Annotated in this window: 23 protein-coding genes and 2 pseudogenes; 12 read left to right on the top strand and 13 right to left on the bottom strand. The window is 49.5% G+C overall.

From position 1 onward, the window contains the following. The first annotated feature begins 17 nt into the window (after window positions 1-17). Entirely contained in the window at window positions 18-236 is a 219-nt protein-coding gene (locus ATHL_RS06440; RefSeq protein WP_062191048.1) for a hypothetical protein, read from the top strand. 26 nt (window positions 237-262) lie between these two features. On the opposite strand, the gene typA is transcribed toward ATHL_RS06440, so the two are convergent. From typA to ATHL_RS06420, 4 genes are all read right to left on the bottom strand, one after another. After that, window positions 263-2122, bottom strand: a complete 1860-nt coding sequence (gene typA / locus ATHL_RS06435) for a translational GTPase TypA (RefSeq protein ID WP_062191046.1) — start codon at window positions 2120-2122, stop codon at window positions 263-265. A 105-nt stretch (window positions 2123-2227) separates the two neighbouring features. Further along, window positions 2228-3082, bottom strand: coding sequence for a hypothetical protein (locus tag ATHL_RS06430; protein ID WP_062191044.1), 855 nt, complete (start codon window positions 3080-3082; stop codon window positions 2228-2230). Window positions 3083-3158: 76 nt separating this feature from the next. After that, the gene (locus ATHL_RS06425) at window positions 3159-3812 is read right to left on the bottom strand and encodes a response regulator (protein ID WP_062191042.1); all 654 of its coding nucleotides are present in this window, start codon (window positions 3810-3812) and stop codon (window positions 3159-3161) included. A gap of 1 nt (window position 3813) precedes the next feature. Next, the gene (locus tag ATHL_RS06420) at window positions 3814-4995 is read right to left on the bottom strand and encodes a sensor histidine kinase (protein WP_062191040.1); all 1182 of its coding nucleotides are present in this window, start codon (window positions 4993-4995) and stop codon (window positions 3814-3816) included. Window positions 4996-5079: 84 nt separating this feature from the next. Here ATHL_RS06420 and ATHL_RS19675 point away from each other — a divergent pair, with 84 nt between their 5' ends. Next, window positions 5080-5310 carry an FmdB family zinc ribbon protein gene (locus tag ATHL_RS19675; RefSeq protein WP_084001232.1) on the top strand — a complete coding sequence of 77 codons (231 nt, stop codon included), beginning with the start codon at window positions 5080-5082 and terminating at the stop codon, window positions 5308-5310. Between the two features lie 15 nt (window positions 5311-5325). After that, window positions 5326-5919 (top strand): annotated as a pseudogene (locus ATHL_RS19260) (SDR family oxidoreductase); the annotation flags it as partial. A gap of 147 nt (window positions 5920-6066) precedes the next feature. Here ATHL_RS19260 and ATHL_RS06405 read toward each other — a convergent pair. After that, entirely contained in the window at window positions 6067-7068 is a 1002-nt protein-coding gene (locus ATHL_RS06405) for a COX15/CtaA family protein (RefSeq protein ID WP_084001228.1), read from the bottom strand. Window positions 7069-7261: 193 nt separating this feature from the next. On the opposite strand from ATHL_RS06405, the gene ATHL_RS06400 reads away from it, so the two are divergent. Both ATHL_RS06400 and ATHL_RS06395 read left to right on the top strand, forming a co-directional pair. Next, entirely contained in the window at window positions 7262-8740 is a 1479-nt protein-coding gene (locus ATHL_RS06400) for a B12-binding domain-containing radical SAM protein (protein ID WP_062191032.1), read from the top strand. An 84-nt stretch (window positions 8741-8824) separates the two neighbouring features. Continuing rightward, window positions 8825-10108 carry an MFS transporter gene (locus ATHL_RS06395; protein WP_162787622.1) on the top strand — a complete coding sequence of 428 codons (1284 nt, stop codon included), beginning with the start codon at window positions 8825-8827 and terminating at the stop codon, window positions 10106-10108. A gap of 236 nt (window positions 10109-10344) precedes the next feature. Here ATHL_RS06395 and ATHL_RS06390 read toward each other — a convergent pair whose 3' ends face one another. Together ATHL_RS06390 and ATHL_RS06385 are read right to left on the bottom strand one after the other, a co-directional pair. Next, window positions 10345-11187 carry a ZIP family metal transporter gene (locus ATHL_RS06390; protein ID WP_062191027.1) on the bottom strand — a complete coding sequence of 281 codons (843 nt, stop codon included), beginning with the start codon at window positions 11185-11187 and terminating at the stop codon, window positions 10345-10347. Between the two features lie 111 nt (window positions 11188-11298). Then, entirely contained in the window at window positions 11299-12300 is a 1002-nt protein-coding gene (locus ATHL_RS06385) for a NifB/NifX family molybdenum-iron cluster-binding protein (protein WP_201797948.1), read from the bottom strand. A gap of 278 nt (window positions 12301-12578) precedes the next feature. Between ATHL_RS06385 and ATHL_RS06380 the strand changes: the two genes are divergently transcribed. Further along, window positions 12579-12932, top strand: a complete 354-nt coding sequence (locus tag ATHL_RS06380) for a PadR family transcriptional regulator (protein WP_062191018.1) — start codon at window positions 12579-12581, stop codon at window positions 12930-12932. A 56-nt stretch (window positions 12933-12988) separates the two neighbouring features. Beyond that, window positions 12989-13249, top strand: coding sequence for a DUF5320 domain-containing protein (locus ATHL_RS19670; protein ID WP_420807566.1), 261 nt, complete (start codon window positions 12989-12991; stop codon window positions 13247-13249). Window positions 13250-13418: 169 nt separating this feature from the next. Here ATHL_RS19670 and ATHL_RS06370 read toward each other — a convergent pair whose 3' ends face one another. Together ATHL_RS06370 and ATHL_RS06365 are read right to left on the bottom strand one after the other, a co-directional pair. After that, a complete protein-coding gene (locus ATHL_RS06370) occupies window positions 13419-13622 on the bottom strand; it encodes a hypothetical protein (RefSeq protein ID WP_236822342.1) in 204 nt (67 codons plus the stop codon). Window positions 13623-13631: 9 nt separating this feature from the next. Next, on the bottom strand, window positions 13632-13958 hold the full coding sequence (locus tag ATHL_RS06365) for a DF family (seleno)protein (protein ID WP_162787619.1): 327 nt from the start codon (window positions 13956-13958) through the stop codon (window positions 13632-13634). A gap of 98 nt (window positions 13959-14056) precedes the next feature. Here ATHL_RS06365 and ATHL_RS06360 point away from each other — a divergent pair, with 98 nt between their 5' ends. The 3 genes from ATHL_RS06360 (at window position 14057) to ATHL_RS06350 (ending at window position 16644) form a co-directional block, all read left to right on the top strand. Beyond that, entirely contained in the window at window positions 14057-14434 is a 378-nt protein-coding gene (locus ATHL_RS06360; protein WP_062191009.1) for a DUF488 domain-containing protein, read from the top strand. Window positions 14435-14528: 94 nt separating this feature from the next. Then, entirely contained in the window at window positions 14529-15749 is a 1221-nt protein-coding gene (locus tag ATHL_RS06355) for an MFS transporter (RefSeq protein ID WP_084001226.1), read from the top strand. Window positions 15750-15930: 181 nt separating this feature from the next. After that, a complete protein-coding gene (locus ATHL_RS06350) occupies window positions 15931-16644 on the top strand; it encodes a class I SAM-dependent DNA methyltransferase (RefSeq protein WP_201797947.1) in 714 nt (237 codons plus the stop codon). Here ATHL_RS06350 and ATHL_RS06345 read toward each other — a convergent pair. The 4 genes from ATHL_RS06345 to ATHL_RS06330 form a co-directional block, all read right to left on the bottom strand. Then, a complete protein-coding gene (locus ATHL_RS06345; protein WP_062191004.1) occupies window positions 16632-18785 on the bottom strand; it encodes a DNA polymerase domain-containing protein in 2154 nt (717 codons plus the stop codon). The genes ATHL_RS06350 and ATHL_RS06345 overlap by 13 nt on opposite strands. Beyond that, window positions 18775-19059, bottom strand: a complete 285-nt coding sequence (locus ATHL_RS06340) for a DUF8156 family protein (protein ID WP_062191001.1) — start codon at window positions 19057-19059, stop codon at window positions 18775-18777. The genes ATHL_RS06345 and ATHL_RS06340 overlap by 11 nt, the downstream gene beginning before the upstream one ends. 10 nt (window positions 19060-19069) lie before the next feature. Beyond that, entirely contained in the window at window positions 19070-19603 is a 534-nt protein-coding gene (locus ATHL_RS06335; RefSeq protein ID WP_062190998.1) for a P-loop NTPase family protein, read from the bottom strand. A gap of 92 nt (window positions 19604-19695) precedes the next feature. Next, on the bottom strand, window positions 19696-20103 hold the full coding sequence (locus ATHL_RS06330) for a helix-turn-helix transcriptional regulator (RefSeq protein WP_201797946.1): 408 nt from the start codon (window positions 20101-20103) through the stop codon (window positions 19696-19698). Between the two features lie 372 nt (window positions 20104-20475). Between ATHL_RS06330 and ATHL_RS06325 the strand changes: the two genes are divergently transcribed. Both ATHL_RS06325 and ATHL_RS19665 read left to right on the top strand, forming a co-directional pair. Then, a complete protein-coding gene (locus ATHL_RS06325; RefSeq protein WP_201797945.1) occupies window positions 20476-20814 on the top strand; it encodes a hemerythrin domain-containing protein in 339 nt (112 codons plus the stop codon). An 84-nt stretch (window positions 20815-20898) separates the two neighbouring features. Beyond that, window positions 20899-21017: pseudogene (locus tag ATHL_RS19665) on the top strand (IS982 family transposase); the annotation flags it as partial.

Genomic DNA, 21017 nt, shown 5'->3' with positions numbered 1-21017 from the left:
AGGCTAAAATACACCTCATGTTTAACAGCTTCTTCAGCCAAGCGATCGATTTTATTTTAAAGAATCCGACACCCACTGTGAATAATCCCCTGGTGCGGGAATTAACAGAGAAAACCCCGCCAGTGGGGTGGACCATTGCGGGATTTTTGATCTTGCTATTGATGATGATGATTTATCAACAAATAAAGAAGTATATTCTGGAAAGATTCAGGAAGAAACGACCTGCGAGGAAATAATAGGTAACGGTCAAGTTTTCATGCATTTACTCAACCGCAAAGAACTCTTTCTCTCGTTTTGCCTGTTTTCCACGTTCTTCGGTGTTCAGGATCTTCTTGCGAATGCGGTAATGAAGAGGGGTAACCTCTAGGAGTTCATCTTCGGCGAGGTATTCGATGGCTTCATCAAGGCTCAAATCTCTGGGCGGGGTTAAGCGCACCTCAATATCTTTGTTGGAAGATCGCATATTGGTGAGGTGTTTCTTCTTGCATACGTTCACTACCACATCGGATCCTCGAAGGGTTTCTCCGACCACCATCCCTTCATAAACTTCAATACCAGCTCCAAGGAAAAGAATGCCACGCTCTTCGGCATTTTTTAAACCGTAGTTGGTTGTCACCCCGGCTTCCCAGGCAACAATGGAGTGGCTGTTCCGAGAAGCGATGGCTCCAGCCATGGGCTTGTAGCCATGGAAAATAGTATTCATTACCCCCATCCCACGTGTAGCGGTAAGGAACTGATACCGAAAACCAAGCAATCCTCTTGTCGGGATCAAGTATTTGAGGTGTACCGTGTTATCTGGATTGTTTGACATATCCAGCATGATTCCTCTGCGTTCCCCAAGCATTTCAACCACGGTACCTACAGTGTCAGGGTGAGTATCAATATGCAATTCTTCGAATGGCTCCAGGATTTGCCCGGATTCCGACTCTTTCATAATCGCTTCTGGACGCGATACCTGGAATTCGTAGCCTTCTCGACGCATTGTCTCGATGAGAATGGCAAGTTGTAATTCTCCCCTGCCTGAAATAATGAAAGTATCCGAAGAATCGGTCTCTTCCATGCGCAAAGCCACGTTATTGCGTATCTCATTTTCGAGGCGTTCGCGTAGCTTGCGCGAGGTACTCCATTTTCCTTCCCGGCCTGCCAGAGGTGAAGTATTGACGCTGAAAGTCATTCTGACTGTGGGCTCTTCGACCTGAATGGGCGGAAGTTGATGCGGGTTATCGGGATCGCTCAGGGTTTCACCAATGGCAATTCCTTCCAGGCCAGAGATTGCCACAATTTCACCGGCTTCTGCGCGTTCCACTTCAATTCTTTCCAGCCCCTGATGAATAAAAAGGTAGCGGGCGCGTTCGGGTAGAATTTTCCCATCGGTTAAAATTCGAGCGATCGGTTGACCGGCGTGAACCTTGCCGGCAGATATACGGCCAATGGCTGTCATTCCTCGATATTCATCATAAGCCAGGTTGGTTACCAGCATTTGGAAAGGAGCTTCGAGATCAACTTTGGGACCGGGTATATACCGGAGAATGGATTCAAAAAGAGGCCTCAGGTCTGGACCAAGATCAGGTGTAGTACCAGCCTGACCAGCAATCCCATGCGTGTAAATAACAGGGAAGTCGGCTTGTTCCTCGCTTGCACCCAGCTCTACAAAGAGATCGAAGGTATTGTTAAGAGTACGGTCAGGGTCTGCATCTTTTCGATCCATTTTATTGATGACCACGATCGCTTTATGCCCCATTTCGAGAGCCTTTTTTAATACAAAGCGGGTTTGTGGCATGGGGCCTTCTGCGGCATCGACCAGGAGCAAAACCCCATCTACCATATTCATGACCCGTTCTACTTCTCCACCAAAGTCAGCATGACCGGGTGTATCCACAATGTTGATTTTCACCAATAAACCGGTTTGCGGATCAGGAATGGTTATAGCGGTATTCTTAGCCAGAATGGTAATCCCGCGCTCCCTTTCCAGAGCATTCGAATCCATTACGCGTTCCATGACCAGTTGGTTCTCACGGAAAACACGGGCTTGCCTCAACATGGCATCTACGAGAGTTGTCTTCCCATGGTCTACATGAGCAATAATGGCAATATTTCGAATATCCGTACGTTCAACCTGCATAAGTCTTCCTTACCTTACTCACAGAGAACGACCCCGGAAAAACTACCGGGGTCGCCGTTGTTTCCTTTATCATAACAGATTAACGATCCGAATGGAAGGTTGAATTCATTGTTTTTTTTGAATACTTCGCCGCAGGAGCAAGAGATAAATACCCAAAATGATTAGCGTTACAGAACTGGTATTTCCGATGAATTCCAGGGCACGGCTTGGGTCGCCGCTGATAAACAAAGCCCATCCCACAACAGCCAGCACCCCTCCCGGTATTAATGGCCACCAGATTGTTTTACGCCAAACTAATCTGGAAAACAAGGTGATGAGTAACCAACCAAAGGCAAAGGAAACAAGCATGGTACCTGTTTTGGTAAGCGCATTCCCTGGATGATTCCATCCCCATGGAATAGCAACCCCAATCCCGGCGAAGCTTAATAAACTTCCAGGGATAATAAAGCCGAGCCATTTCTTTTTTATACCCAGTAAAGTAAAAAGGACTCCCAACCCAACAGAGGTGAGGAGGGTGATGCGCCACCAGGAAATGGGTTGAGTCATCAATCCCACACCTGTGGTTAATAATATTACAGCCGGAAAAAGTGCCCACCAGCTTTCTCGACGGGTCATCTTAGGGATTGAGATGGAAATACCCAAAAAGCCAAGTCCTGTGCCTGTGCATACCCTGGCGGCGATTCCCCAAAAAGACTCCACAGGCGCAGGAATAATCGTATAGGACAGCCCAAGCCAAAAACCGGCTGTTAACCAGCCGGCGATTAACAACCCGGGCATTTTCAGAAATTGCCCCCCGCTGATTAATACCAGAGCTGCAGCCAGAAAAGAAAAAACTGTTACCAGGTTAGATTGAATTGCCAGCCCGAACAGGGCTACCCCACCGCCCAGAATCAAAGACAACCCCACCAGACTTTGCCAGGATTGAAACGTTTGTTTTACAACAACCCATCGTTTATGCATGGTTCTTAAAGAATATCATTTTTGATGAAATTGAGATGTGACTTCAGTCACAATTTCAATAGATTTGCCTTCGGTCTTAAGGGATTATACCCAGTTCGCGAGCCCGAATTACCGCCTGGAGACGATCTCTGGCGTTTAATTTAGACAGGATACTAGACAGATGATTCTTAACCGTCCCCTCAGAAATGACCAGTTTTTCTGCGATTTCCTTATTACTGTCACCAGAAGCAACCAGTAAGAGGATCTCTAATTCTCTTGGGGAAAGAGCATCTATCATTTCGGGGGTGCGATTGGAGGTGGAGCGGGGGATTTTCGAGAACTCAGCGATTACTTTGGCCGTGATCGCAGGAAGCAAAAAATATTCTCCCCTGGATGCGGCACGGATAGCCTCAACCAATTTGCTGGAAGAAACATCTTTCAAGAGATATCCAATCGCTCCTGCGCGTAATCCATCAAATACCAGTTCGTCATCATCAAATGTTGTGAGCACAATTACCTTACAGGAGGGTAAACTTTCTTTGAGCAGGCTTGTGGTTCGTACTCCATCGAGAACTGGCATTCGCAAATCCATTAACACCACATCCGGGTGTAATTGAACGGCTAACCGCAACGCTTCTTCTCCATTGGCGGCTTCACCAACGACTTCAAAGTCTTCATAAACAGAGAGTAAGGTTCGTAGACCTTCCCGGAATAACGCCTGGTCATCGACTACAAGAATTTTTATCGTCATTTTATCCTGGTAACCTGATTTCTATTTCAAACCCTTTTCCTCTTTCCGAATGAATCTGGAACATCCCGTCCAAAAGATTAACCCGTTCACGCATCCCAACTAATCCAAATCCACCTCGGATATCTTCGCTTCCAATGCCGTCATCCCAGGCTTTTACAAGAATTTCGTGCTCATTTGTGAAATCTATCAGGAATGTATATGTTGTCGCCTGGGCATGCTTCAGGGTGTTACTAATGCTTTCTTGAACAACCCGAAGAAGGGTTAAATTCATCTCTGGAGGCAGATTTCGGGGGTGACCTACCAGTTTAAATTGAGTAATAAGACCGGCTGTTTGGGCTTCTTTTATAATTTTAGGAATCTGGTTGAGCACACTCGGGGTATCTGATGGATTTTCGCGTATGGCAGCCACGGACTGGCGAACATCCAGTAATGCTCGCTGGGTAATCTTTTCGGCGTTCTGAAGTAATTCCATGCAGCGCTGTGAATCTGTGGGCAAGACCGCCTGAGCGGCTTTAATTTGCATGTTTAATGCGGTGAGATGATGCCCAATTCCATCATGGATCTCTCTTGCTACACGGTTTCGTTCGCGCTCAATGGCAAGCTCTTCTACCTGTGCGGCATACTGACGAAGCTGCTGATTAGCTTCGGTGAGGTGTTCGGCCAGTTGTTGAATTTCTCTTTTGGCCTGGTCTTCTGAAACCGCCATGCGAACAAAAATCAAGACAAAAATTTGGGCGGCAATGAAGAGTGGAAGATTGGTTAGAACAGAATCCCAATTTCCTGAATACCCTCGCAACACCAGAGTGTAGGAAACAGCCACAAGACCATTAATAAAAAATCGCCAATTTTCTTCAAGAATGACTGCGCTTTGCCCCACCAGTGGCAACAGGATCATCGCGTTAAACCCTGTGGCTCCGCCCCAGAAGAGAATGGCATTTCCAATCACAATTTGCAGGATGAAATACACCATTTTCTCCCAGAGGTTGTTTCGATTGGAGATATATGCGTACCCGTATACACCAATACCGATATAAACGATCCCAAGCAGGATAATCGTAATCATCCAGAGGGTTGAAATTTCGCTGACATGGCTGAATGTTGAAAAAAGGGCGGCAAGGACGACCAGCGCAAAAGCCAGGTCTCCTATTCCTTCATTTTTGTAAAAAACGTTCAGCCTATTCATTCTTTGAATTATAGCAGCCGTAACCTTAATCCTCACTTTGGAATTATAATTATTAAAATTTCCTTTCACAGGAGAATTGAGATTATGCCTCTTTACGAGTATGTGTGTCAGGATTGTGGTGAGCATTTTGACGCGCTTCGTTCTTTTAAAGAAGCTGACCAGCCTATCCGATGTAAAAGCTGTTTTTCCGAGAGAACCATTCGAGCCATATCGGTCTTTTATGCTTCGTCAGACGGGAGAGCGATTGCCACGTCGGGGGGTGGGTGCAGTGGTTGTGGCGGAGGATCTTGTTCTTCTTGCGGTGGGCATCATTAATTTTTTTTCTTGCCAGTGATAAAACCCATTTTCAAACATCAACTTGTCCTGATCACCGGTGGCTCCAGTGGTATTGGCCTGGCGACGGCAAAACGAATGGCCTCGCTGGGGGCTGATGTGGTGATCGTTTCTCGTAATGAAACCAGGCTTGGTTCTGCCAGCGAGGATATTCGTGCCCACTGTATAGCGCCTGATCAGTTGGTTCTCAGGTATCAGGCAGATGTATCGGACTATCAGGCAGTGTCTGATTTGGCTGCCCGGGTAATTCGAGATGTTCGCATTCCCGACATTTTAGTGAATTCTGCAGGGGTGGTTCGCCCTGGTGAGTGTGTTAATCTTGATCCTGAGCTTTACCGCTGGATGATGGATATAAACTTTCATGGCACGGTGAATGTGATTAAGGCGTTTTTACCCTCGATGATGGAACGTAAATCAGGGCACATTGTAAATATCTCATCCATTGCTGGTTTTCTTGGTGTATACGGATACACTGCGTACGGGGCGAGTAAATTTGCGGTAAAAGGGTTCAGCGATTCTCTCCGTCTCGAGTTACAACCTTATCATATCAACGTTTCGATCGTCTTTCCACCTGACACTGAGACCCCCCAGCTTGAGGAGGAACGCCTGTATAAACCCCCTCTCCTGGTAGCTTCAGAAGAGGGTACATCTTCTATATCAGCCGATGCGGTTGCCCGTGCCATTGTTAAAGGTATTCAGCGAAGGCAGACCATCATTACCCCGGGCTTTTACAGCACATTATATTTTCATCTGGCTGCTCTCACGGGCGGAGGATTGATTTACCGCATCATGGACTGGGTTATGGCCGATGCCCGACGAAAACTCAAACGGAATCCAGGCAAATATACTCAACCCCACAAACAAAAGCCAAATTAAAGTCGTGATCGATAAATGTACCAGTTGCAACCAAACAGGTGCCAATAAAACCACGTTCAGTAATCCCAGCCCCCATTGCAAAACGATCAGAAATATCATCCAATTACCCAACTGCTTTACAAATTTCCATGGGTATCGGCTTCGAAGCCAAATGCCAAACCCAATCAAGTATCCTCCCGCAAGAATGGCAATTACAGGATGAAATACTCGCAGTCTCAATAAAATATGGGCAGTGGTATCGAAATCCTGCTGTAGCCCTTCCGCCAGAGAGCTGACAGGAAAAAGAGTATCCCCCAGAGCAGTTACCGCACCACTGGCGCCAAGGAATAGCATACCACCTGCCCCAAGAAGGCTTAGCAGGCGGGCTTGCCTGTCTTTTGGAGCCTTTTGGGGTGCACCGAACGAAAGCCACCAGGAGGTAATTCCAATACTGGCAATTAGCAGGAAAGTATTGACCAGATGAGCCATCATGGAGAATGCCCGGGCCATTGAATCGTTATGGGCTACCAGTTCGAAGAGCACCAATCCAGCGCCAATTAAAGATTCAGTAATAATAAAGAATCCTGCCAGGGCAGCGCTCACCCTGATGGGACTTCCTCTTTGAGAACGGCGCCAAATCCATGTAATAAGAATAACGATTAAGAGAACGGTGAACCCACTGGTGACACGGTGGGTAAATTCCACAATAGTTTCGGTCGCGGGGTTTTGAGGAATCACCACGCCATTACATAATGGCCAATGAGACCCGCATCCTGCACCTGATCTTGTGGCTCGAACATAAGCGCCAAACACAATCACCAAAAGGTTGTAGACCAATACAAACCAGCTGAATCTCTTGAGAGAGTTTGAAATTGTATTTTCCATTACAGGAGACGATCTCCTCTCATGCTTCTTAATATCCGTATTCTACTCGAACTCTTCACAACTCTCGAAATTAAGTAATATGACTTCGTTCTTTCAAGCACGCTTGAGATTGTGACTCCAATCACATCTTTTATGAGAGAACAAATTTTATACTGAGCCTGATCCTATACTTCCATACTCCTGAGGTGTTGGAATGAACGCTTTGCTTATCTATCCGGAATTCCCTGATACGTTTTGGTCCTTCAAACATGCTCTGCGGTTTATTCGAAAGAAAGCATCTTCTCCACCGCTTGGTCTGCTAACTGTGGCTGCCCTTCTCCCTGAAGGTTGGAATAAGCGTATCATTGACCTCAATACGAGACATCTGTCAGATGCGGATATTGCCTGGGCTGATCTGGTTTTCGTATCAGCGATGGTAGTCCAAAGAAAATCCACTTATGAAGTGATCCATCGTTGTAAGTTGGCCGGTAAAAAGATTGTGGCTGGGGGGCCTCTATTTCTGGGAGAATGGGAAAAATTTCCAGAGGTAGATCATTTTGTACTTAATGAGGGAGAACTCACCTTGCCCGTTTTTCTTCGGGATCTTGAAAGAGGTTCTCCTCAACATGTGTATACCACGACAGAATATGCTGATATCACACAGTCACCTATTCCTCAATGGGAGTTAATCGATACGCGGTATTATGATTCGTTGAGTATTCAGTATTCTCGAGGTTGCCCCTTTAATTGTGATTTTTGTAATGTCACTGCGATGCTTGGCCATCGCCCGCGCACCAAGACGGCTCGTCAAATTATTGCCGAATTAGATACAATGTACAACCTGGGCTGGCGTAGAAATATCTTCTTTGTTGATGACAATTTCATTGGCAATCGAAAGCAGATTAAAGAAGAAATTCTACCGGCCCTTATTGAATGGAGAAAAGGTAAAACCGGGTGCAGTTTCATTACAGAAGCATCTATTAATCTGGCGGACGACCCTGAGCTGATGAAAATGATGGTAGAAGCGGGGTTTACTTCAGTTTTCGTAGGAATTGAAACTCCTGATGAAGAAAGCCTGGCAGAATGTAATAAAGGACAAAATCTCCGCCGGAATCTGGTGGAAAGTGTGCATACACTGCAACGATGGGGCCTTCAGGTTATGGGAGGATTCATTGTCGGTTTTGATAGTGATCGTCCTTCCATTTTTCAACGTCAGCTAGAATTCATCCAGACCAGTGGTATTGTGACCGCCATGGTGGGCATGCTTCAAGCTCCTTATGGTACCAAACTATATCAACGCATGGAAGAAGAAGGCCGATTGATTCAGGACATGACAGGTGATAACACCGATGGGTCAACAAATATTATTCCGCGCATGGGTTTAGAAACTCTCAGGCAAGGGTATCAGCAACTTTTGGATGAGCTTTACAGCCCCAAGCGGTTTTACGAACGTGTACGTGTGTTTCTGGAGACATATAACCCTCCCAGGGTGAATGTTACACTTCATCTGGAAGAAATTTATGCGTTTTTTGCCTCTGTATGGCGACTGGGAATTGTTGGTAAAGAGAGAAAAGAATACTGGCGATTATTTTTCTGGACGTTACTTAAATATCCGCGAAAGTTTGCTCTGGCAATAACCTTTGCGATCTATGGGTACCACTTCAGAAGGGTAAATCGAGCCCAAAGTACCTAAGGATAGTTACCGGTCGGGTTCGGCATTTATAGCTGGATAAGGGATTTGCAGATTATTTTGCAAATCCCTTATATAATGGTGTTTATGAACACGGCTGGCATCCAGGAGTACATCGAAAAAAATCTTAAGCATAACTTGATCGTCAACGCTTTAGATGGCTTTGCCTTCTGGTGGGGATATAGTTTTTACTCTCCAACTGTAATTTTGCCGGTATTTATCACTCACTTTACATCAAACCCAGTTGTTCTGGGCCTTATTCCCTTTCTTTCAACTGCAGGGTACTTAATTCCACAATTATTTACATCTCGTTGGGTTGAACGGGAAAAAATCAAAAAAAGAATCCCGGTCAATTTCGGTTTTTTTCTGGAGCGCCTTCCAGTGGCACTTTTTGTCCCCGCCACATTGTTGTTTGCAAATTCTGATCCGGCGATAGTAACTACCGTGACTATCTGCTTATTTGCGTGGCATTCGATTGGTGCCGGGGGAATTCTGGTGGGCTGGCAGGAGATGATAGCCAAAGTCATTCCAACCCGAGTACGAGGCCGTTTCTTTGGCGTGACCAATTTCCTTGGCATGGGAGGGGGGATTCTGGGCGCAGGCATCGCAACCTGGATGCTGGGAGCCTTCCCTTTCCCGATAGGATTTGTCTGGGCTTTCGCTCTGGGAGCCGGATTCAACCTGCTGTCCTGGTTTTTCCTGAGTTTAACCAGAGAACCTCCAGACCCATTTAATAAAGAAACTATTTCATTGTCGGATTATTATCGTAACATCCCCTCTTTGTTGAGAGATAACCCGAATTTCGTTCGTTATATTATCAGTCAGGTGGTGATTGCACTCAGTGGAATGGCCAATGGCTTCCTGATTGTTTACGCAATTCAGCATTGGTCATTACCTGATGCTTTTTCTGCTTCTTTTATGGTGGCCTATACAGTTGGTCAGGCGGTAGCCAATCCTGCGCTTGGATGGCTGGCAGACCGCAGAGGCTATAAGCTAATTTTAGAAATCAGTATTGTACTGGGGATTGCTGCGTTACTGGTCGCTTTTGTTGCACCAAATCCCTCATGGTTCTTTGCTGTGTTTTTTCTGCGTGGGGTGAACGCCAGTGGCAATTACCTGGGTAGTATTTCAATTGCTATGGAGTTCAGCAGGCCAGAAACACGTCCTACTTTTATTGGACTGGCAAATACTATTCCCGGTATTGCTGCAGGTGTTGCCCCTCTGTTGGGGGGATGGCTTGCGTTGGAGACCAGCTATCCGGTAATTTTTATAGTGTCAGCTGTAATTGGTTTCATGGGATTTGTTGCATTACACTGGACAGTTAAGGAACCTCGCTTTCTTTCCCAAAACGATGTTTTATTGGCAAATTAATGGCTTATCAGGCCTGCCCCGATGCAGCTGAAATGGTTGAGATAGCGCAACCTGAGGTGTTGGGGTTGCGTGGGCAATTTGTATATTCTGTGTGTATTGGGTAAAGTATCGCTGAAGGTTACATCCCAATCTGTCCAGTGTTCGGAGTGGCGATGGTAAAGGGCAGATGTGAGTGGCTTCCGGCATTGGTCAGGTTTTGAGTGAAAAATCTCTCTGGCGTAGTGGGAACAATCATTTTATATGCCGATCCATCCGGACAGTATGAACACGAACAGCGATCCCAAAATCATGCCAATGGCAGTAAAGTGTTCATGTCCATATTCACGCGCGGCTGGAATTAGTTCATCAAGTGTGATAAAAACCATGACGCCGGCGGCGAAGGCAAGGGCGCCGGGTACCAGACCCTGGAACGAAACCAGGAACAGGCTTGCCAGAAACGCTCCCACTGGTTCTGCAAATCCTGACAGGAAGGCTATTCTAAAGGCATCCCGGCGAGATATCCCACCTCGATACAGTGGAAGGGCTGTGGCAATACCTTCTGGAATGTTGTGTAGCAGGATAGCCAAAGCAACCAGCAGGCCAAATTTGGGGCTGTTTAAATAACCGGCGCCAACGGAGATTCCTTCTGGAAGGTTGTGAATAGTAATCCCCACAGCCAACAAGAGGCCAGTATTGACGAGTTGGATGTCAAAATTCTGGCAACGGCGACGAAGCCGCCCGTATCGGTGTTTCCCGAAGTGAAATGTTTCTTGTTGGCCCGGGTATGTGGCTTCAGTACCTGGGATTTCCTTCTCTCCGAATCGAATGTGGGGAGAGAAGTGATCGATGAGGAACATAAAAGTGGCACCTGTACCAAACCCGAAGGCGGTTACCCATGGGCCGGCAAGTTCCCATGCCCGATTGACCAGTTCCAGGAAAGAAAGGCAGATCATGACCCCTGCCGTGATACCCATGAGCAAGCCGTAAAACCGCCTTCCCGGCTGGTGGATCATGGCGATCAGCCCGCCCAGTCCAGTTCCAAGGCTGGCCACCAGGCTGATCAGCAAGACGTTGAGCGTGGGATGGATGGAGGGGATCATGTTTCAGGAATCGTTGAAGTGGTCTATGGATCATTAAAGAACAGGGCAGCCTATTATTTCTGGGAAGGCTCTGGGGCAGAGGGGGATAGTTTTCTGGCCGGGAGGGCGTTTTTAATGCAGTAATTCGGTGTGATCGATCAATTTTCCGTCCAGGAACGCCCGGATGGCAATTTCAACTTCCGTCAGATCGGTCACGATTGGCTGGATGTTGAGGCGGCGCAGACTGTCATAAGCGCCTCTGCCCATACCGCCACAGATCAATACCTGGCAATCGGCAATGACCTCGGCCATACTGGCGTGTCTGTGGTGAGAGGCTTCATCCTGCCCGTGACTGGTTGAATGATGCTCTTCGGTGTGTAATGAGCCGCTCAGGGAATGATGGCCCGGTTTGTTCCGCATTTCTCGATCAGTGATTTCTCCCTTTTCAATGTTCAGAACCAGATAGTAGGGTGCACGACCAAAATGCCGACTGATCGTCTGGCCGTCTTCAGTGGTGATGGCAATTTTCATGGTTAACTCCTTATTGAATATATTGGATGGAAAATGTCGGCCAACGGGCTCGTCCCGCAGGTCGGACGGATGGAGGACGAGCAAGAATTGGGCGAGGTTTTCTCCTGGATTTCCCCAGCAATGAGGAAGATGGGCTTCGAAGGCCAGGCTATCTCCAGTTTGGAGAAGATAATCTTCTTGTTCGATTCGATATTGAAGGGTGCCCTCAAGACAATAAACGAACTCGTAACCGGTGTGGACAATCTGATGATCACCGCTATTTGTGCCTGGTGGTAGGGTGATGATTAAGGGTTGTATGGCATTAGAGGTGAGGTCTTTGCCCAGGTTTTGCATCTGAGCGCTCCCTATAGCAATCTGGGGACGTTGCCAAGAGGGCGTGAAAACGACTCGTTTTTGTGCTGGTTCTGAGGTGAAAAAGTCTGTGATGGGCACTTTCAGTGCCTGGGCGAGTTGTTGCAGAGTGCTTACAGAGGGGGAGGACTTTCCACTTTCGATGAGACTGAGTGTGTTTACATTTAACCTGCTGAGATCTGCCAGCTTGCGCAGAGAGAGGCCGCGACGGGTACGTAATTCGCGCAGTTTTTGTCCCAATGTTTCTTCCATAGTAGGTGGTACTGAAAGGGTAGAAGCCATCTGCTTTCCGATACTGGATAAATCCTAAAAAGACACTAAAATTATAGTACAAAAACGTAATTAAAGCACTGTTTTATAACATTAAAATAATACAAAGATTGGTATTTCCAAATCGATAATATTTATATCTCGAAAATATTCTCATAAATACTATTGACAAAACAAGAATAGATTGCTATTATTTAGGTGTAATTTGTGCGAAGTAAGGAGGTGAATCTCGCGTGCCAAGACATCGAAGAGGATGGGTGATGGGAATGGCTTCCCACTGCGAAGAACGTCATTCGCCGCTTACGGCTTCGATCCTGGAACCCGCTTTGCTGGTTTTACTGAAAGCGCAGCCCCGCCACGGGTATACCTTGCTTTCAGACCTGGCGTCACTGGGTCTGAACCTGCTCCATCCCAGTGTGGTGTACCGTGCCTTACGTGAGATGGAAGATCTGGAGTGGGTGCAGTCGGGCTGGGATACGGATCAGACCCAGGGACCTCCACGCAGGGTCTATCGTCTGACGACACAGGGTGAGGAAGCATTGCGAAACTGGCAGGAGGAATTGCAAAGGATGCAAGAGCTGATTGGACGGTTGTTAGCGCTTTCTCAATCTTGAGAAAGGGAAGAGTTTGTTGTTCTATTCGGTTTGTTTTATAAAAAAGGAGGTTGTTGATGCCTGGTATGGATCGAACTGGTCCTTTGGGAAATGGCCCTGTGGGTAGAGGCATTGGGCCCTGTAGTGGAAGTAATGTTCCTGCTTTTTGGGGAAGAGGTAAAAGATTCCTGCGGGGAGGAGGGGTAGGCCCGGGCCTATGTTTGGGGGATATTCCGGCCCCGGAGCGAGCTTCCCTGGAGGTCTGGAGGGATGCTTTAAAAGCCAGACTTGAATGGGTTGAAAAGCGCCTTGAGACCCTCCGGCAGGCGGAGAAGTAAACACCTTCGTGTTGATTAACCTGGCCATTCTATGTGAAATCCACTCATGGGATGGCCAGATATTTTTATTGTTACCCGCTTTTATGAGGTCTGAATGCGTCTCCAGGCCTGAAGGAAGTAAACCGTCCATGAGAGCATATCGCTTCCGCGCGGCTTTTCTATATTGAATTTAGGAAGCATCCAGATGGCTATGTAAAAATGAACTGGGTGAGATCCACCCGGCCATCAGCAGATGGAAGTAAACCGGCGTCAGGCCGGGAAGGATGAAAGGGAGGCTGATATTCAGGCTCTGGATCATTCCAATGAGCACTCCCAGGATGAACATTAAGGTAGTTTTCAGGTACCAGCGCACGACCATTGATGTGGAAGGCAATTGTCCTTGTCAAGGAGCCGGGCGGGTTGAGAGTACTTGTTTCAGGCGCTCACGCAGCATCTCTATGGTGGGAAAGCCTTTCAACCTTGCAGGGGTATGATAAATCCGACAGCTTAATGAATAGTCTTCACGTTCCTCTGGCCACAGGTCCACGCCGTGTGCGCGGAAAGATGGAGATCCCAAAAAGCGTTCCTTCCGGGCCTGTTCTGAGGTTTCAATTTTCACCAGGTTGATTGAACCGTTTATCTCTTCTGCTTCGAGTGCGGCCTCTAGATTGGCGAATGCCTCCTTCCAGGTTGGGCACTCATCCATGTATAGCAATTCAACTATAAGCATCGATTTTCTCCCGATTGTGATATACCCATTTTAATCTACCTGGTGTATTATGGTGGGGTTGGGAAACAGAAAACATAACTTTACATGAGGGTTACCGCATGGCCCTGAAGATTAAACGCATATATGAGCCTGCTGAGATTGGAGATGGGCGCCGATTCTTCGTCGAACGACTCTGGCCGCGGGGGTTCAAGAAAGAAGCGGCGAAGATAGAGGCCTGGCTTAAAGAAGTAGCTCCAAGCACCGAACTGCGACGCTGGTATGCTCATGATCTGGCCCGCTGGGAAGAGTTCACACAACGCTACCGGGCAGAGCTGGAAGCCTGTCCTTCGGCTTGGCAGTTCCTTCTGGAGGCTGCTGAGAAAGGTGATGTGACCCTGCTCTACAGCGCCCGCGATATTGAACATAATAGCGCTCTGGTGCTTCGCGATTTTTTGATGCATAATCTGGAAATACGTGCTGGCAACCGAGGGGATTGATTTTGAAGTAGGCCCCGGCAGCAGGAGGTTGCAAAAGAGAGTTTTGCTTCTTCCTCCTTGCCAGCCAAACTCACCGGAAAAGGAGAGGATCAACATGAACTCACAGGTAACCGAAACGGCCCATCAATCGGGCCAGGAACTGGGCAATAACCATAATGAAAAACTCCTGGAACGGAACGTGGTTTCTCTGGGATGGGTGGCCTTTTTTGGCGGTCTGGCCCAGGATATGATTCAGCCTGTTTTGCCCATTTTCTACACCTCGGTGTTGGGGCTGAGCAAGGAATTCATCGGGTTGATTGAAGGCTCGCTTACCACCATTGTCAGCCTGATGAAGATTGGGGCGGGGTATCTTTCAGATGCCCTGGGTGTACGAAAAGCAATTGTGTTTGTGGGATATGCGTTTTCGGCAGTGGCTCGCTTTGGTCTTGGGCTGGCAACCAGTGGAGCAGCCGCTTTTGGTCTACGGTTGACAGATGGAGTGGGCAAAGGATTAAAAGATGCCCCACGCGATGCATTGGTAGCGGGTTCAGCCGGACACCGCAAGCTGGGGCTGGCGTTTGGTATTCAACGTACACTCGACACTCTCGGTTCGGTGGCCGGGCCATTGATCACTTATGGTTTACTTCGGTTGTGGGTGAATCATCCCAACCGGTATAGAGAAGTTTTCCTGACGGCTGGCGCACTGGCATTCATTCCGCTGATTATCATCGGGTTATGGGTGAAAGAAAGAAAACAACCCGTCAGTAAACAAATCCTGTCGCTCTCGGCGCTTAAAGGACCGTTTGCAGGTTTTCTGGGTATCATGTTGTTGTTCACCCTGGGCAATTCGTCAGATGCATTTTTAATCTTACGCGCTGAGGATGTGGGGGTCTCGGCTACAAGTATTCCACTGGTGGTGGCGCTGTTTAATCTGGTTTCGGCCCTCACAGCCATTCCTGCGGGGCGACTTTCAGACCGGATTGGACGCCGGCGGGCGATCACCATTGGCTGGGGAATTTATGCGGCGGCCTACCTGGGGTTTGCAGTGGCCAGTCAGGCCTGGATGGTGTGGTTGTTCTATGCGTTCTACGGCCTCTATTATGCTTTCACGGAAGGCTCAGCCAAGGCCATGGTGGCTGAGCTGGTACCCGAGGCCAGCAGGGGCTCAGCTTACGGATTGTTTAATGCATCTGTAGGAGTGATGGCCCTGCCTGCCAGTGTTATTGCCGGGTATTTATGGAACTGGTCTCCAGCAGCGCCGTTTGCATTTGGGGCACTGATGGCCTTTCTGGCATTTGTAGCGCTCTGGTTCCTTCCAAAGCCAAAAGTAGTTTAGGGGTATACTGTTGGGCGCGGTTTGCATCCCGGTGGCATCTTTCAGTATGTGGTCTTGTATTGCGCATAGCCATTTCGTAACACACAAAAAACCCAAAAGCAAAGCAACAAAGCAACAAAGCAACAAAGCAACCCAAGTCCTCCCCGGCTCACGAGAAAAGATGAAAAATTACCAACCTATAATGAGTTTTGATGAAGAAACTGCCGCCATTTATGACCAGACCGCCCAACGCGGAGATGAAGCCGAAACAGTGGCTTTTCTGAAAGACCTGGCAGGTGATGGACCTGCTTTAGAACTGGCCATTGGTACTGGACGAATTGCTCTGCCGCTGGCGGCTGAAGGGGTAAAGGTGATGGGAATCGACCTTTCACTTCCTATGCTTCAACGCCTGCATGACAAACCAGGGGGAGAGCATATTGAAGTGACAGTGGGAAACTTTGCAGACGTGCCCGTAGAGGGTAAATACCGGCTAATTTACCTGGTATTCAATACCTTCTTCAATTTGCTCACACAGGATGAACAGGTACGCTGTTTTGAGAATGTGGCAAAACACCTCATGGATGAGGGGGTGTTTGTCCTGGAGGGTGGAGTGCCAGCCGAGTTTTACCGCCTGCGCAATTATCAGTACGTGGATGCTGAAGCAGTGGAAGTGGATGGAGTACGGCTGGATGTAGCGCGCTTTGACCCGGTGACTCAGTTGCTGGAAGAAAGCCATATTACGTTTGGGCCAGCCGGGGTGCGCCTGAATCCTATCGTCACACGGCTGGTCTGGCCCTCTGAGCTTGACCTGATGGCCCGCATTGCCGGTTTGAGGCTGAAGGAACGCTGGGCAAGCTGGAGACGAGAGCCTTTCACCGCCAATAGCCGAAACTGCATTTCAGTCTACGGGCGTTGAGGGCAGGTACAGGCGGGGAAAGCGAAAGAATCCAGCCGCAATTGCAGAGACAGAGGAGGCGGCGGTTTGAAAACCTCCAGCACCTCATCTACGGCACGCTGAACCAGGCGGGCATATCGTTCCAGGTCGAGCGCTTCTGGCGGCGGCTGGGTCACGCTTATCCCCTGACGTGTGAACCAGAAAAATAAGCGCATCCCGGGCCGAATGGTCACTCCCCTCTCATGCAACTGCCGGGCCGCCTGTGCTGCCGGTCCAGGCCTGAGGCAGATCTCTGGTCGCTGACGTAGTTTTACCGCCACCTTCAAATCTTCCGCAGGCACGTCTCGCCGTGCCAGACGGCTCAGCTGCGCCTTCGCAAAGGCCCGGGCCGCCTCTGCATGTTCTTCGGGGTTTTCGGACTGTGCGAGCAGGCTGAGGAGATGCCACTGTGTTTCGGCCACAAAGCGCGGTGTATCATGCCGGCGTAAGGCCAGCCCGCGCACTTTTACCCGGCCATCGTTGAAGGCTCCAAAATAGCGGTTGGGAACTGGAATACTCGGATGCCTTCTGGCAGGCGGGAAGACCAGCCATTGGTAGACGCCTTCCAGAGTTACCGGAATGCCCGTCTGGCGTTCAATGGCAAGAAGCAGGGGGGTGAAATCCTCTTCCCGGGTGCTCTTTGCATGCCAAACGAAGAGGCTATCTACATACATGTGCAGGACGGTAAAACCCAGCTCTTCAGCAACCTCCTTGGACTGTAATAAGAGCTCACGGCTGATACCGGTCACCGCCTCATGCGACTCGACTCGTCCAAAGCGGGCATTCTTGTAGCCCAGATAACCAAAGCATACTACCAGCAGCCACTTGAGAGCCTTCTGGCGCGCCTGAAGCAGGGGTACACGGCAATCACGACGATCGAGTGTGCATAAAAAACGTTTAAGGGCAGTGCGCTTTTCCAACAGGGGGCGTAACGTGCGTGGAACCAGCCCTGAAGTGGCGTCATGGTACCCCAGAGTTTCGGGAGAAATATTGTGGTTGACCATGATGTAAGGGTACATCGAGGTGAAATCGATCTCGGCTACGTATTTGTGCACTCCGATTAAAGGCTGGTAGATCAGTCCACCTCGGTCATGTTGGATAAGATCATTCAGTGTACGGGGGGTTTCGGCCTGAGCCTTGGCAACCGGGATAAGTACCCGGTCACGCAGAGCAGTGTGCATTTGCATGGCTGTAATGCCCGCCCCCGGAGACTTGCGGGCGGCTTCTTGCACGCCCAGACCAGTCACGCGCGCCAGTTCCAGCACCCCCTCCAGTCCGATCTCACCAAACAGGGCGGCGTTGCAACGGTCTATATGCCAGCGTCCGAAGAGGTGAGCCTGCCGGGCGCGATAGAGCACCTGGCCGTATGCAAACAGACTGCGCTCGCGCTGAAAGGCTACCGGCATGATGGGGTCACGGTTGGGGTTGAAGTGCGGAGCTGACTCTCTTAGAAACGCGAAGAACCAGGCATCACCGTAGTCCGTCAGAATTACATCCGGGTCGTATCGTTGGAGAATGGCCTGAAAGTTTGCCAGAAAGGCACGTAGTGGCTGTAATGCCAGATGGTAAACCCACGTGCCGCAATGCAGCATGAGGGTTGAGGGAAGCTTGAGGGCAGGGTCAGAACTGCATGTTAATTCCATGACCCGCAGGGGTGGTTGAGAGGGCACCAGTTCCCAGGGAGATTCGAGTGGTTCCAGGGAAATTAAAGATTGGCCGTCGGTTTGGAAGCGACAGTACCCCAGAAGCGGAACACCGGTGTATGCCATGAAGCGTACCCCCAGAGGCACATCGGCATCGTAGTAATCCAGGTGAGGGAAGGTGGTGCTCAACTGGTGATAGAGTGCTCCGGCCTGCCCCGGCGTAGGCGCCGTGAGCGACAGGAGTATCTGCTCGCGACCGAAAAGATCGGCACGGACAGCGCGGGCTTTTTGAACAGAGGAGTCGGTCACTGCCCGCCAGGCTTGCCGCAGGTGCTCAGGGCGACCACCGGCATAAAAAGTTACCGGGAAATCCATCGGAAGCAACCAACGCTGGCCGTCTTTCCCAAGCAGCCAGCAGACCAACTCGCCGCTCGGGCGAGTGTAGACATCCAACAGCCAGCCCAGAATCTCAGCGCGCATCAGGATGGAACATACCAAAAGATTGTTCAAGGTCGGCTACCCGCTGGTTCAGGTGAGCGATTTGGCGGTGTTGTTCCAGGAGCATGGCCAGCAGAGCAACTTCGAAAGGCAGGAGTGCCTGTGCTTCTGAAATGGCCGCAATGTGAGCGTGTGCCGAGGCCATGAGACCATCGAAAAGAACCTGATCTTGACGGCGCAGCGTGCGGCGAAAACGTTGTAACATGGCTTCGGTCTCATTAAGATGCTGGGTAATGGTGGCAACAGTGCGTCCCATAAGATTGACCTCATAATAATCGGGGTTGAGAAAGAACAGGAGTCGGTTCGGGATCGAGGAAAATTACCGAGGCGGAATGGCAGACAGCTTCAAAAAAACCGCGGCGGGCGGGGCTGGGCGGCGGTCTGACGGTGATAAACAGTGGGGTAGTCTGCCGCAGGCGCTCCAGATGGGCCAGGCTATGCCTGAGCAAGACTCTGGCCTGGGGCAGGGGGAGCGTTTCGTCATAGAAGGTGGCCAGCAGGTCGAGCACTACCAACGGGGTCGAGAAAGCTGGAGCGGCTTCGAGAGCTGCTACCACCTGATGAGCTGTGAAAGCGCGTTGAAGGTGAATATGCTGAGCGCATGTTTCGGTTTCGGTGGTATGCTCGCGCAGGAAATGAGCCAGGCAGTAAGGCTGGAGGCGATTGCCAGCATCGATCACCTCTAGGGGGCCGCGCAGAGCCAGCCATGCTACCAGGCGGTTAGCTTTGTGGGTCACAGCCTGTGCACCACAAAGCACTACCAGGGTATTCGTATCCAGATAAGGGGCCAGGTTCATCATCCCTATCGTACTCTGGCTGGAGGCACTCAGCCATTCCCACAGGGGTGAAAAAGGGGGGGATTGAAGGATTAACCCAAGGGGGGAGAAGCGACTCAGACCCAGGCAGAGAAATCCCACTCACTCAACAACAGGTTTAACTCCGCTTTGGTATGCACACCGAACTTGGCTGTAGCCGCGCGGAGGTGCGTTTTGACGGTGTCGGGTGAGATGCCCATGCGGGAGGCAATCTGGCGGTTGGTGAGTCCCAGACAGGCCAGGGCAACAACCTGCTGCTCGCGTGGTGTCAGCATTTGCCAGCATTGCCAGAGTTCATCGCGCCGCGAAAGGGCCTGCAAGCCAGTGGCGAGAAGGTCGTTAGCCAGAGCCTCTTCAGAGATACCCGTCTGGCGGGAGAGCGCATCAAGGGTGTTGAGGAGGTGAGAATCGAGAGCAAACTCCCGCCGCTCAGAGGTCGGATCACTGCCGTTCCACCAGGCGCGTAATCGCTCCCAAAGACTCATAAAATCATTGTAATAGAACATTAGTTCTGTGTCAACGAGATAGGAGCAAAAAAATAACTATCGGGTAACCATTGGCCTGTGATGCTTGCTAGAGATAAGCAGTGTAGAGAGCATGTTTCCATTGAGCCTGAGGTACTTCAGTGCGGGAAAAGCAGGCCTTTTAATATACTAATTCTAACCTTAATCGCCATAAATCAAAGAAGGGATGGTCTTTTTGGTTTAAGATAGAGGGCGAAGAAAATTCCCATCCCATGGGAATATGGCTTTGCGGTTGATCGCAGGTGCCGAAATCGTTAAAGAAACGGGTATAGCAAGGAAGGTGTAGAATGGAAGCAACACAAATATTGCTCGAAGAGTCAGGTTATTCAACGCGTGCTGAATGCGCTGGAGGCGGCTGCCCTTAGAGTGGAAGAAGGGGGAGAGATAGAGCCAGAGTATTTTCTGGAAGCAGCGCAGTTCGTACGCGGCTTTGCTGATGGTTGTCATCATCAAAAAGAAGAAAAAATTCTCTTTACCGAAATGGCCAGGTATGGTATGCCCGTGGAGGGTGGGCCGATTGGGGTAATGTTGAGCGAGCATGAGCAAGGGCGTGAGGCCATCCGTGCCATAGTGAGTTTTGCGGAACGCTGGGCAAAAGGAGAACCTGCCGCGCGGGAAGAAACAGCCAGGCATGTCCTTGGTTATGTGGCCCTGCTCCGCCAGCATATTTAACGTGAATTCGGGATAAGACGAGGATCTCCAAAGGGAGTAAACTTTTGTCACCACAACAGAAGTCGAAACCCAAGGAGACCCTCAATGGAGAGTTTACTCGTTTTGTTCTGCGATGTCGATGATTTCTGCCAGGCATTTCTACCCATTTGGAACCAGCAACTGCTGGCCAGTGGGCAGAAGCAGCGCCAACGGGCTCGTTCATT

The sequence above is a fragment of the Anaerolinea thermolimosa genome (assembly GCF_001050195.2).
Classification (GTDB): Bacteria; Chloroflexota; Anaerolineae; order Anaerolineales; family Anaerolineaceae; genus Anaerolinea; species Anaerolinea thermolimosa.
The sequence above is the reverse complement of the archived record's forward strand: the minus strand, read 5'-3'. Positions and strand labels throughout refer to the sequence as shown.